The 13,814-nt window shown below is 45.5% G+C and carries 8 protein-coding genes; 1 reads left to right on the forward strand and 7 read right to left on the reverse strand.

Translation table 11 applies throughout. The annotated features are described in order from the left end of the window. Nucleotides 1-7: 7 nt before the first annotated feature. The 6 genes from accD to fabB all read right to left on the reverse strand — a co-directional run bounded on the left by accD (nucleotide 8) and on the right by fabB (nucleotide 10,943). Nucleotides 8-934, reverse strand: coding sequence for an acetyl-CoA carboxylase, carboxyltransferase subunit beta (accD, locus tag L1D55_RS12025; protein WP_004740637.1), 927 nt, complete (start codon nucleotides 932-934; stop codon nucleotides 8-10). A 175-nt stretch (nucleotides 935-1,109) separates the two neighbouring features. Continuing rightward, nucleotides 1,110-1,904: a tRNA pseudouridine(38-40) synthase TruA gene (truA, locus tag L1D55_RS12030; RefSeq protein WP_008220283.1), complete on the reverse strand. Its 795-nt coding sequence runs from the start codon at nucleotides 1,902-1,904 to the stop codon at nucleotides 1,110-1,112. Between the two features lie 146 nt (nucleotides 1,905-2,050). Next, nucleotides 2,051-6,931: a FimV/HubP family polar landmark protein gene (locus tag L1D55_RS12035; RefSeq protein ID WP_239917574.1), complete on the reverse strand. Its 4,881-nt coding sequence runs from the start codon at nucleotides 6,929-6,931 to the stop codon at nucleotides 2,051-2,053. 208 nt (nucleotides 6,932-7,139) lie between these two features. Next, nucleotides 7,140-8,153 (reverse strand): aspartate-semialdehyde dehydrogenase, encoded by a 1,014-nt coding sequence (locus L1D55_RS12040; RefSeq protein ID WP_239917575.1) that lies wholly within the window; start codon nucleotides 8,151-8,153, stop codon nucleotides 7,140-7,142. Nucleotides 8,154-8,165: 12 nt separating this feature from the next. Beyond that, nucleotides 8,166-9,299: a 4-phosphoerythronate dehydrogenase gene (locus tag L1D55_RS12045; protein ID WP_239917576.1), complete on the reverse strand. Its 1,134-nt coding sequence runs from the start codon at nucleotides 9,297-9,299 to the stop codon at nucleotides 8,166-8,168. A gap of 432 nt (nucleotides 9,300-9,731) precedes the next feature. Further along, nucleotides 9,732-10,943 carry a beta-ketoacyl-ACP synthase I gene (fabB, locus tag L1D55_RS12050; protein ID WP_063523967.1) on the reverse strand — a complete coding sequence of 404 codons (1,212 nt, stop codon included), beginning with the start codon at nucleotides 10,941-10,943 and terminating at the stop codon, nucleotides 9,732-9,734. A gap of 56 nt (nucleotides 10,944-10,999) precedes the next feature. On the opposite strand from fabB, the gene mnmC reads away from it, so the two are divergent. Continuing rightward, entirely contained in the window at nucleotides 11,000-13,150 is a 2,151-nt protein-coding gene (mnmC, locus tag L1D55_RS12055; protein ID WP_239917577.1) for a bifunctional tRNA (5-methylaminomethyl-2-thiouridine)(34)-methyltransferase MnmD/FAD-dependent 5-carboxymethylaminomethyl-2-thiouridine(34) oxidoreductase MnmC, read from the forward strand. 134 nt (nucleotides 13,151-13,284) lie between these two features. Here the strand turns inward: mnmC and L1D55_RS12060 are convergent, their stop codons facing one another. Further along, nucleotides 13,285-13,806 (reverse strand): NADPH-dependent FMN reductase, encoded by a 522-nt coding sequence (locus L1D55_RS12060; protein WP_004737969.1) that lies wholly within the window; start codon nucleotides 13,804-13,806, stop codon nucleotides 13,285-13,287. Nucleotides 13,807-13,814 lie beyond the last annotated feature (8 nt).

Here is a 13,814-nt window from a genome sequence, read left to right on the forward strand (position 1 = left end):
AGGTACTTTACCCTTTTTCTGGCGCTTCTGGTACTTCATAAGCAGCTTCATTCGGTGAATCGTTCACAGAAACTACTAATGGTGAAGGCTGATTGGTCATTTTTGCAACTAGGCTAGCTACGCGCTGACGCATTTCACGACGATCAACGATCATGTCGATAGCACCGTGGTCTAGTAAGAACTCACTACGTTGGAAACCTTCAGGTAGGTCTTCACGTACTGTTTGCTCGATTACACGACGACCAGCAAAACCGATAAGTGCTTTTGGCTCACCGATGTTGATATCACCTAGCATTGCCAAACTTGCAGAAACACCACCCATTGTTGGGTCAGTCATTACTGAAATGAACGGCAGCCCTTTCGCAGAAAGACGCTCAAGTGCAGCACTGGTTTTTGCCATTTGCATTAGAGACATTAGTGCCTCTTGCATACGCGCACCACCACTAGCAGAGAAACAAACTAAACCACAGTTGTTTTCAATAGCAGCATCTACAGCGCGAACAAAACGAGCACCTACTACAGAGCCCATTGAACCACCCATGAATGAGAATTCAAAAGCACACGCTACGATTGGTAGACCTAGTAGTTCACCTTTCATTGCTACAAGTGCGTCTGTTTCACCACTGTTCTTTTGAGCAGCAGAGATACGCTCTTTATAACGCTTAGAGTCTTTGAACTTCAGTTTGTCTTGCGGCTCAAGATCAGTACCAAGTTCAACACGCTCACCTTTGTCTAGGAATGTTTCTAGGCGGCGACGTGCTTTCATGCGCATGTGATGGTCACATTTTGGACATACTTCTAGGTTACGCTCTAGTTCAGCATGGTAAAGCACCTGCTCACAAGAAGTACATTTAGTCCAAACACCCTCAGGGATAGACGCTTTACGAGATGTTACGATGTTGCTTTTTTCTAAAATCTTTTCAAGCCAACTCATGGAAGACCTTTTGTTTCGATTCTTCCGCTTGATTGCGAAAGAAATAAATTTGGGAATTATGCGAGGAGATTAAAGCACATAAAACAGCAAGTGTAGATAAAAAACTGGTTGTACCTATTTTCTTGAGCTATTTTACGCACGATTTCGCAATATTTTTTGAACCTAAGTCCCACATTTAGTTCAAATTATCTGGAAGAAACAGAGGACCAATTGGCTCTCTTGGAAGACCAAATTCTTCTGGATAATCCACATCTACTAAATAGAGACCTTCGGCTTTGGCGGTCGCTCCAGCCAACTTACGGTCTTTCGCTTCAAGCAACCATTTAATCCACTCTGGCTTCTGTTCACCTTTACCGACAGCAATTAGGCTACCCGTAATGTTTCTCACCATGTGGTGTACAAATGCATTCGCTTTAATATCAATGACGATGTAATGACCATGTCGAGTCACGTTCAAGTGAATCATGTTTCGCCACGGGCTATGAGATTGACAATGTGTTGCTCTGAACGACGTGAAATCATTTTCACCCAGCAGGTACTGACCAGCCTCATGCATCTTTTTCTCATCAAGATGGCCATGATAGTGGCTCACGCCTGAATTCAAGATTCCAGGGCGCAGTGCATGATTGAAAATGATATAGCGGTAGCGACGTGCCGTTGCAGAGAAGCGAGCATGAAAATCTTCATTCACTTCAGTTGCCCAACGAACAGCGATATCTTTAGGCATGTTGGCATTTGCACCCATTGTCCATGCCACCATTTTGCGGTCGACATTGGTTTCAAAGTGAACGACTTGTCCCGTACCGTGAACACCGGCATCCGTTCGTCCTGCACATTGAACTTCTACTGGGTGATTTGCGACAACCGAAAGAGCCTTTTCCAATTCTTCTTGGACACTTTTCACGTCTCGTTGGCGCTGCCAACCAAAGTAGTGGGTACCGTTATATTCAATACCTAAAGCAATTTTCATGTTCTTGTTCTCTTTGAAAATGGGCGAGAAGTATATACGGAAATGAGTGCTATCCCAAATAGGAAGCGGCTAAATCTATAATACTAGAAGAACGACTCGCCAAAAAATAAAGGGTAGCCAATACTACCCTTTATATCTCGTCCAGTTTATCGTCCGTTTAACGTATCGATAAGATTCTTGGCTTCTCGGCGAATATCGTCGCTTCCGTCGACTATCGCCTCTTCTAACAGTTTGATCGCGCCTTGAGAATCACTCATCTCAATGTATATTTTAGCAAGATCAAGCTTCCCAGCCGCTTCAGCGTTACTATCAACATCATAGTTTCCAATATCGCCAATCACGTCAGGGAATTCGTTCAGACCAACATCCAGCTTCAGTTCTTCTTCGTCTGGGTTAATGGCATCTTCACCCTCTTGCTCAACTTGAGCCATCAATTCATCGATGGTCATGTACTGCTTGTCACGACTGTTCGATGATTCGGTCAGGTTATCTTGCTGCGCCCAGTTCTCTTCTTTGATCTTAGGTTCAGCTTGCTGCTCTGCAGACGCCCAAATCTCTTGCTGATCATCAGGGACATCATCTTGCATGCTCGATTGCTGTTCTGGCGCAAGATTAAAACCTTTCCAATCTTCACCGCCCACTTCAAGCATTGCGTCAATGTCTAACCCAGCACTATCAATAGATGTCGCATCTAATGGCTTCTCGAACATGTTGTCGACTGTGTCTTGAACATCTTCTGAAAGCAATTCAGCCAAATTAGTTTCATCAAAGTTATCGAAGCCCTCTAACGGCTCGTCTTCAACTTCACTGGCCTCAGCACTAGACACTGAAGTTGCACTTGTTGGTTCGTTCGCTTCTGGGAATCCGGCTAAATCCGCTTCATTGACATCCGAGAAGTCATCCGCACCAGCAAAACTTTGTGGGTTCGAGAACAGGTCATGCAGTGCATCTTGCTCTTCTCCCTGCGGGCTAAAGGCAGTTAATGGCGTAGGCTTTTCTGCAAATGCATCAGAGATCGCTTCATCTTCACCGTATTCAGGTAAATCGAACTCGTCAAACTGTACGCCTTGCTCCTCTGCAACAGGCTCTGCACTGCTCTGCTCAATATCATCTAAAACAGAGTCCGCTTTAGCACTTTCTTCATCGTATTCTGGAAGGTCAAGATCATCGAACTCAAACTTCTCACTGCCATCCGATAAATCTTGCTCTAGCTGAGCTTCATCAGGTTCACTCACAGCCTCAGCAAGTGCGTCTTCTTCACCAAACTCTGGTAGCTCAAAGTCGTCAAACGAGAACTCATCGTCACTCTGCTGCTCTGTAGCTTCTGCTTGTGGTGTCATTTCAGGTTGAGGCTCAACTAGCGGTTGAGTGCTAACTTCTGTTTCTGTTTCAGTTTCCGCTAACGCATCTTCTTCATTAAACTCCGGGAGTTCGAAGTCATCAAACGAGAATTCGTCTTCGCTCTGTTGCTCTGCCGCTTCTGGCTGTGATGCTGTTTCAGATTGACGCTCAGCTTGCGGTTCAATGGCAGTTTCAGCCTCAGCTTCCGCCAATGCATCTTCTTCATTAAACTCTGGAAGCTCGAAGTCATCAAACGAGAACTCACCTTCGCTCTGTTGTTCTTCAGCTTCTGGCTGTAGTGCTGTTTCAGGTTGAGACTCAGCTTGCGGTTCAATGGCAGTTTCAGCCTCGGCTTCCGCCAATGCATCTTCTTCATTAAATTCTGGAAGCTCGAAATCATCAAACGAGAATTCATCTTCGCTCTGTTGCTCTGCCGCTTCTGGCTGTAGTGCCGTTTCAGGTAGAGACTCTGGCGTTGGTTCTTCAGCAGTTTCAGCAACTACTTCAGTGGTGTCTTCGTCAATCAGCCAATCGTCATCTTGTGGCACACCGAATTCATTTGGAATGATCTCTGGCATGTTCGCAGCACGAACTGGCTCTGGCTCTGGCTCTGGCTCTGGCTCTGGCTCTGGCTCTGGCTCTGGCTCTGGCTCTGGCTCTGGCAAGGATTCAACAGCACTATCGAACTCTTCGCTACCTTGAATCTTAGGTTCAAAGTCAAAATCAGAGTCAACGTTCGATGGAGATTCTACATCGTTGATCGCTTCAGCTAGCCAGTCTTCAACTGTATCTTCATCATCGTCAGAAATGTCACCTAATGAAGCTGGAGACGCAGCCTCGTTATCAAATCTTGGCGCGCTTTCTTCTGAACTGCCTAGTTCCGGTGAAGGTTCAAGTTCAGGTTGCTCCTGCTCGAACTCCTCAACATTATTATTTTCAGAGAGTAACGAATCGATATCTAACTCATCGCTTTCTATCTCTGGTTTTGTATCTTCGACCACTGGTTCAATCACGTCAGATTGAGCGGGGTGCTCAGAAACTTCTTCAACGTGTGCGCCCAATTCTGGCGTCATCAACTCATCGATAAGCGCTTCATCAGTGGTGTCCAACGGGTCATTGAGTAGCGCATCTGTAGCAGGTGCAACACCAAACATATCATCGATAAAGTCATCACGATTAAATGCAGCTTCATCATTCTTGAGCTCTGGCTCTGTAGTATTTTCTGGCGCTTCTGTGCTTACTAGCTCGTCGTTAACTTCGATGTCGTCGACTTGTGGTTCTGGCTCTGCAACTACCGGCTCATCAAGTTCAGCTTCAGTAGGTTCAGGTACAGCAGAAGGCTCAGAAAGTAACGACTCGATATCAGCCTCTGCAAGGCTACTTACATCATCATTTGGTGTGTCGAAGTCGAATGCAGCTTCAAGCTCTTTATCAAAGGCTTGCTCTTCAGACTCAACCTCGTCTTCAATACCACTCGTCAGTAGCTCATCGAATGGATCCAGAGATTCAGTCGCTGACTGATCGTCTTCATCCGCCGACAGCTCGCTTCCTAGCAGCTCATCTAACGTTTCATCACTGTCTAGAGTAAGCTCAGTATCATTGATTTCATCGTCAAGGAATTCATCTAATAGGTTGGTGCTCTCAGCATCAATCTCAAAGTCATCGCCCGAGTCGCTAAGCAGCTCATCTAGCGTCTCTGTGCTGTCTTCAGAAATATTCAGTTCATCATCGGTTGATAAGCCTGACAGTTCTTCCAATTCAGACAGAGCGTCAAAACCTAGAGGTTCACCTTCAGAATCCTCATCAGAGTCGTTTTCCAACATCTCATCAAGTAGGTCTGTCGAGCTACTTAAATCGACATCATCACCGGCTAATTGCTCGTCAAGAAGGTCAACACTCTGCTGCTCTTCTTCGCTTTCCAGAGGTTGGTCAAACTGAGCCAAAATGTTTTCGATATCGTCATCAGAAGCCAAACTACTATTTAGGTCTTTGGCACTCTCATCGTCGCTATCTAGATTGAAAGGATCGTTCTGTTCATTCTGAGCAGCTACTTGCGCGAAGATGTCATCAATATCATCTTCAACACTTGTTGGCTCTGGCTGAGAATTTTGCTGTTCAGAAATAAGTACATCGATATCAAAATCATCGCTTGCAGTCGCGTCTGCGCTCGGCTTCGAATCACTTTGCTCTTCTGAGATCAGTGCATCAATATCGAAACTGTCATCGTCTTCATCATCCAGTGCAAACAGATCATCAAGCATAGACTGATCCAGTTCGTTGGAACCTAGGCCTTCTGTCTGCGACTCTTGAGATAACAACGCTTCAATGTCATCAGCAGACATTGAGTTGTCGTCCGACAGGTCAAAGTCACCATCATCAGAATCAAGCGCGCTTTCTGCCGTCTTATCAAGCGCACGCTCCATCTCTTCTAGACCAAGCGCTTTCTCTTCGCCATTAACACTGATGCCGTTGCTGCTGTCTAAATCTAGATCATCGAAGTTAGTGTCTAAATCGCCGTTCTCACCGATGCTGGCAAACGGATCATCCTCTTCACCATCAAGGTTGAAATCAAGGTCTGATTCATCTAAGCCAGCAAACACATCGTCTTCGTCAGCCAATGCTTGGTCATCAAATAGCTTATTCGCATCATCTTCTGTACCAAACAGCTCATCATCGAGAGACAATTCATTGTCGAGGTCATCGATCTCATCAGCCAGCATCATTGGCGCAGCGCTGCTTGGATCAGGCTGAATAGGCTGGTCTTGCGTTGGTTGCTGTTGCTCTTCATTTTTAGAGCGGCGACCCAACAAGATCACAATAATAAGACCAAGTAGAAGACCTGGAATGATCGCAAGTGCAGCGACTAGCCAACCATTTGACAACAGCTGGTCCATTGCACTTGGTGCCATTTTTTCAATTTCAGCGTTCTTTCTGCGCTCTTCAGCAAGTAACTTTTCAACTTCACTGCGAATACGGTCTTCGTCACTCAGCTCTGTCTTAAGCACATCCACTTCAGACTGAACATCCGATAACATCAAGCGAAGTTGATGGTTTTTTTCCTCGAGAGATAGAAGCTCGCTTTCAGATAGCTCTAGCTGCTTCTCAAGTTTGTTCATCTCTTTAACAGAAGAAGATGGCGCACCTGAAACCAATTTTTTCGCGGTTTCTACGGTCGGAGCTGGCTTGGCAGGCACCGATTTTGCCGGTCCTACATTCGATGGGTTTGAAGCTTGAACGGCTTTTGGCTTAGCTGCTGGTTCATCAAGCTTCGCCAAATGCGAGCTCATGATGTTAATAGCTTGCTGCGTAGAGCTCGCACGAGCTTGCTCTAAAGAAGGGACACGTAAATGGCTAGCAGGCAATAAGCTATGGATATTCTGGTTTTCAAACGCTTGTGGGTTCAGTCTGTAAATTGCCAACAAGGTTTGTTGGACGGAAACAGAGTTATCTGGGCGCAGTTTGGAGGCAATAGACCACAACGTTTCATTGCCACGCGTTGGACCGTAGAAACGAGAAGGCTCTGCGCTATTCGATTGAGCTCTTTTAAGAGGTTCTGAAAAAGTAGGCGCTGATTGTATCTGACCATTAGGCCCTACAACTCGAATGGAATCTGCACGAACAACGGAAATCTGAGTCGCAATGATAACGGCAAAAGGTATTAACCACTGCTTGAAAATTTGAAACATAAAAGGCTCAGCTAGGTGCTTAAATTCGGATAATGTGATGATCTATTAAATATATCGGATAAATGACGTAAAACTATAGAGATGAAAACAAAAAATGTGTTGCAGCGACAATATTCGCAGCAATTTCACACAATTTGACTAACAATATTTTTAATCGATTAAAAAAGCCCCACTAAAGAGTGAGGCTTGTTTATCAAAGCGGTGAGGCTTAGAAGTAATCGCGAATCAGAACTTCAGCGATTTGAACTGCGTTTGTCGCTGCGCCCTTACGAACGTTATCTGCAACTACCCACATGTTGATGCCGCTGTGGTGGCTGATGTCGTTACGAATACGACCTACCATTACGTGGTCTTTACCACCAGCGTCACGTACTTGTGTTGGGAATTCCATACCGTGGAAAACTTCAACACCTTCTGTGTTCTCTAGTAGTTGAACTACTTGCTCAGCACCAATTGGTGAGCGAGTTTCCACGTGTAGAGATTCTGCGTGGCCGTAGAACACCGGTACACGAACACATGTTGGGTTCACGGTGATTGAAAAATCGTTAAAGATTTTTTGTGTTTCCCAAACCATCTTCATCTCTTCGCGCGTGTAACCGTTTTCCGTAAACTCATCAATTTGAGGGATACAGTTGAACGCGATCTGCTGTGGGAATGCTGAGTTTTCAGCTGGCATGCCGTTAAGAAGCTTAGCGGTTTGACCAGCAAGCTCATCGATACCTGTTTTGCCTGCACCAGACACAGATTGGTAAGTCGACACGTTGATACGCTCTAGACCAACTTCATCGTGAATTGGCTTAAGCGCAACCAGCATTTGAATCGTTGAACAATTCGGGTTCGCAATGATGTTGCGGTTGCGGAACTCAGCAATTGCTTCAGGGTTCACTTCAGGCACAACCAGTGGAACATCGTATTCGTAGCGGAACTTAGATGTGTTATCGATAACAACAACACCTTCATCCGCAGCAACTGGTGCCCATTGTTCAGAAAGGTCGCCACCAGCAGAGAAAAATGCGATATGAACTTGAGACCAATCGAAGTCTGCTACGCTCTGCACTTGTATCGTCTTACCATTAAAGCGGTAAGTTTTACCTTCACTACGTTCACTTGCTAGTAAGTGCAGTTCACCGATAGGGAATTTACGCTCTTTAAGTACTTCAAGAATGGTTTCACCAACCGCACCAGTCGCACCTAAAATAGCAATATTAAATTCTTGGCTCATTGTTTCTCTCTTTTATAAAGTTGGCTTTACCATAAAACCGAGTTTAGCTAACGGCGCTAGATTACAAGAATCATCACCTGTTAACTCGACTGCACTGTACTCTCTGCGGTCCCAATATTCTTTACGCATCTTGTCAAAAGAACCTGGCGTAGCGATATTGCGACGGAATAAGGCATCGTCTTTGCGCACATCATAGATCAACTGAGTCAAATTGTGCAGTGTTGCTTCGTCCCAAGCTCTATCTAATTTCATTTGAGGTACAGGAGCTGTCGGCAATAGATCGCTCGCATAAGCGCGTTGTTCACTATCCAAGAACTCACAATAGCTGTTAAAGATCATCGTAGTACCGCGTGCTTTGCCCTCTAGACCGTAGCCCGCTACGTGAGGTGTTGCAAAAGCAAGTAAAGGGAGCAGTTCCATATCCACTTCAGGTTCAAACTCAAATACATCAAGGACAGCCGTGAAGCCATCAGCTTTTTGCAGGCGAGCTTTGAGTGCTTGGTTATCAACCACAGGGCCACGAGCCGCATTAATTAGGATTTGGTCAGCACGTAAGTTATTCAGCACTTGCTCGTTGATCAAATGATGGGTTGGGAACTCGCCCGTTCTCGTGATCGGGGTATGCAGGGTGATCACATCTGATTGCTCAAGCAGAGTTTCTAATTCAGTGAATTCACGAGTGTCACCTTCTTGCTGCTTTAGGGGGTCGTTCAGTAGAACCTTAATACCAATACCTTCAAGGCATTTTGCTAAGTAGCTACCCACTTGACCACAGCCAATAATGCCGACTGTTTTATCAAACACAGAGAAGCCTTGTTGCTGCGCAAGAACCATCATCGCACTGAACGCATATTCAGCCACACCCACTTTGTTACAGCCCGGCGCCGCAGTAAAGAAAATGCCACGCTCTTTCATCAATTCTTGGTCGACGTGATCCATACCCGCCGTTGCAGTGCCGACAAACTTCAGTTTATTGGCTTTGCTGATTAATTCTTCGTTCACCTTAGTGACAGAGCGAATCATCAGTGCGTCTACGTCAACCAGATCGTCCGCAGTTAATGTGCGACCAGACTTCATTGTCACTTCACCTAGCTGGCTAAAAAGCGCTTCAGCATAAGGCATGTTTTCGTCAATTAAGATTTTCATTTGGCGAGTACTTTTGTTGGGGTCTATCGACCTAAATGTGAATTGAAATGATTGTGCAAAATTCCACACACGGTGTCGAGTAACAAATGGAATACATTATGAATAAAGGCTTGTTGAGATAAGGATTGATTGCCCTACTCAGCTTTTACTACTCAAGCCTAAAACGAAAAATGCCCGATTGAATTAACAATCGGGCAAACATCCAGAACAAAAGGATCCTATCTCGCTCTCCAGGAGACAGAGTCTGCGTCTGTTCGACCAGTACTGACTAAAACCACTACTGATCAAGCTCTGGAAACCTTTCCATTTCTAAACCTATTGTTTAGAAAGCTTTGTTCTGTGGGTCATGGTTAATGAGTTACCTGTGCGTGTTGAAACTGCACTTGCGTCACCCGTTAACGATTAACCTTTATCTATCTAACTCAAGCCTAATTAAGCTTGGTATTTTTTGATTACTAGCGTTGCGTTCGTACCGCCGAAACCAAAGCTGTTAGACATAACTGTTGTTAGCTCTTGTTCGCGAGCTTCAGTTACGATGTCTAGGCCAGCAGCTGCTTCGTCTAGGTTAGAAACGTTAATGCTTGGAGCAATGAAGCCGTTGTCTAGCATTAGCGTTGAGTAAATCGCTTCATGTACGCCAGCTGCTCCTAGAGCGTGACCTGTCATCGCTTTAGTTGCTGAGATTGCTGGGCTGTTGCCACCAAATACTTCTTGGATAGCACCTAGCTCTTTCACGTCACCAACTGGAGTTGAAGTACCGTGAGTGTTCACGTAGTCAACGCCATCAACGTTTTGCATTGCCATCTTCATACAACGAACCGCGCCTTCACCAGAAGGAGCAACCATGTCGTAGCCGTCTGAAGTTGCGCCGTAGCCTACGATCTCACCGTAGATTTTCGCGCCACGAGCTTTAGCGTGCTCTAGTTCTTCGATAACTAGCATGCCGCCGCCACCAGAGATAACAAAACCGTCACGGTCTGCATCGTAAGTACGAGAAGCTAGCTCTGGTGTATCATTGTACTTAGTAGAAAGTGCACCCATTGCGTCGAACATCATAGTCAGAGACCAATCTAGCTCTTCACCGCCACCAGCGAATACTACGTCTTGCTTACCGAGTTGGATAAGCTCCATTGCGTGACCAATACAGTGTGCAGATGTTGCACATGCAGAACTCATAGAGTAGTTCACACCACGGATTTTGAAAGGAGTTGCTAGACAAGCAGAAACCGTTGAAGCCATTGTACGTGGAACCATGTATGGACCAACACGCTTAACGCCTTTCTCGCGGATGATGTCTACTGCGTTTACTTGGTTAAGAGAAGAAGCACCACCTGAACCCGCAACGATACCCGTGCGGTCATTAGATACTTGCTCTTCTGTTAGGCCAGCGTCTGCAATTGCTTGCTCCATTGAAAGATAAGCGAATGCCGCTGCATCACCCATAAAGCGCATCTTTTTGCGGTCAATATGGTCAGCAGGGTTCATTTTAAGGTTACCCCAAACTTGAGAGCGTAAGCCGTTTTCCTTGAACTGCTCTGAAGCGGTAATACCAGATTTACCCTCTTTCAGTGATGCTAAAACTTCTTCGACGTTGTTACCGATACTTGAAACAATACCCATACCGGTGATTACGACTCGTTTCATGTGACATTCCTATAATTCTAAATTCAGCTAGATGATAACTAAGAAGCCTAACAAAAGTGGTCAGCTTTCCTAGAAATTCGTACAATCCCTACCAACATATCGCTTCAAATCACAAAATGATAGATTTTATGACTTCAATTACTAATGCTGAGCTGGAATGGAATGAGTCTGGCACGCCAGTTTCAGACCAATTTGACGATGTTTACTTCTCCAACGTGAATGGTTTGGAAGAGACTCGTTACGTTTTTTTAAAGCAAAACCACCTTCCAGAGCGTTGGCTTGAACATGATCAGCGCCGTTTTGTGATCGCTGAAACTGGCTTTGGTACAGGCCTCAACTTTCTTGCGGTTTGGCAATGGTTCGATGCTTTTCTTAAAGATAACCCTCAAGCTATTACCAAAGAGTTACATTTCATCAGTTTTGAGAAATATCCTTTAAACAAAGAGGATCTCATCAAAGCGCACCAAGCGTGGCCAGAATTAGCCGAGTATGCGACGCAACTCCAAGAACACTACCCTATCGCCCTGCCTGAATGTCACCGCATCGTATTAGGCGATGGTGCGATCGCATTGGATTTATGGTTCGGCGACATCAAAGACTGTATGCCAAGCGTGCCTACACCAAAGCAAGGTTTGGTAGATGCATGGTTCCTAGATGGATTCGCCCCAAGCAAAAACCCAGAGATGTGGAACCAAAACCTATTCAATGGCATGGCAAAGCTGGCCAAGCAAGATTGTAGCTGTGCGACTTTTACCGCGGCTGGTTTCGTGCGTCGTGGTTTGATTGAAGCTGGCTTTGAGATGAAGAAGGTCAAAGGCTTTGGTACGAAGCGTGAAATGATTGCAGGCCAACTTGGCGAAAAACGTGCTCATACCAATATCAAGCCTTGGTATGGCTTATCAGAGCACAGTAACTCACAAGATGTAGCGATCATTGGTGGTGGTGTTGCCAGTGCTGCGTTGGCTAAAACACTGAGCCGCCGTGGTAAGAACATCACGCTCTACTGTGAACATCAGCAAGCTGCTGGTAACGCCTCTGGTAATAACCAAGGTGCAATTTACCCGCTATTGAGTGAGGCGACCTCAAACGTTTCGCGTATATTCGGCCCTGGATTGTTGTTTGCGCGTCAGTTCATCAATCAAGCCGCAACATCGATTGAATTCGACCATAACTGGTGTGGTGTGAACATTTTGATGTGGGATGAAGGTTCCACTAAGAAGCTCAATCGCATGTTAGAAGGTAATTTCCACACCGATTTGATTCAGCGTTTATCGCCAGAGCAAGCAAACGAAAAGATCGGTTTACCCGTTGATAAAGAGAGCGTCTACTTTCCTCTAGGTGGATGGTTAAGCCCACTTCAGCTTACTCAAGGCCTTATTGGTCAATTGAAACAAACCAATAAAGTAAGTACACACTATCAACACCAAGTGACTCAGCTAGAGTGGCTAGAGACAGACCAGCAATGGCTACTGACGATTGATACACCACAAGGTGAAGTTCAAGCAAAACATGACCAAGTAGTTGTTGCGAACGGCCACAAATTCACTCAGTTTGAGCAGACTCAACCTGTACCTCTGACCCCAGTTAAAGGTCAAGTGAGCCACATTCCAACCACGGAAAACCTCAGCAAACTTAAAACCGTGTTGTGCTTTGATGGTTACTTAACACCACAAAACCCAAACAATGGACACCATTGCATTGGCGCGAACTACGACAAAACCAACATCGACCAAGAGTTTGATGCTGAAGTTCAACAGCACAATGGCGAGCGCCTTCATGGCTCACTGCCAGATCAAGCGTGGACAAAAGAAGTTGATACCAGTGGCAACCTAGCGCGCCAAGGTATCCGTAGTGTAAGCCGCGATCATCTTCCGTTTGTCGGTAACGTTGGTAACTTTGAAGCCATTAAAGAGCAGTACCAAAATCTGCATAACTTTAACCCACAGCGTGACTCGGTTGACGATGTTGAAACCGTCACTAGCTTCCCTAACCTATTCTGCTTTATCGGTTTAGGCTCTCGCGGGTTAAGCTCTGCTCCCCTACTCGCAGAGGTTTTAGCATCACAAATTTGTGGCGATCCACTTCCTCTTCCTGCTGATGTACTGGAAGCCATTCACCCAAGCAGAATGTGGGTACGCAGACTACGTAAGGGTAAGGCATTAACAGCGGGATGGGTCGCAGATAAACAGGCAAAAGCCAATCAATAACTGACGGATTACTCGATCGTTAATTCAGAGTATTTGTAATGAAAAAGCCCGAGTGACACTACGTCTCTCGGGCTTTTTGTATCTGATAACTTAAACTTTCAAACGACTTTACTGGGTTTAAGCACTAATAAGAGTTAAAGCTTAGCGACGGCTTCTTTAATCTGCTGTGCGATCTCTTCGTTGCTGATAGCGCCAGATTCAAAGTCGAAGTTATCGTAGAAGCTTGGTACTGAAACCGATGCTTTTACGTTACCGCCAAAGTACGGTGCAGAACCTGTTGCCGCGCCAAGTACTGTTTGTGCACCACCAGGACCAGGAGACGTCGCTAGGTATACCGCAGGCTTCTCACCAAATACTGAACGCTCAATACGTGTCGCCCAGTCAAACAGGTTTTTGTACGCTGCTGGATAGTGGCCATTGTGCTCTGCGAAAGAGATAACAAATGCGTCCGCTTCTGCTAAGTCACGCAAAAATGCTTGAGCACCTTCAGCTTGGCCAATCTCTTTTTCAGTATCTTCACTGAACATAGGAACGTTGTAATCATTGATGTCGAGAACTTTTACGTCAGCATCTTCAATCAAGTTAGCTGCGTAAGTTGCTAGTGTTTTGTTGATAGAGGTAGAGCTTGTGCTTGCGCCGAATGCGATAACTTTCATGATGTAAC

The sequence above is a fragment of the Vibrio sp. Isolate22 genome, assembly GCF_022398115.1.
GTDB lineage: Bacteria > Pseudomonadota > Gammaproteobacteria > Enterobacterales > Vibrionaceae > Vibrio.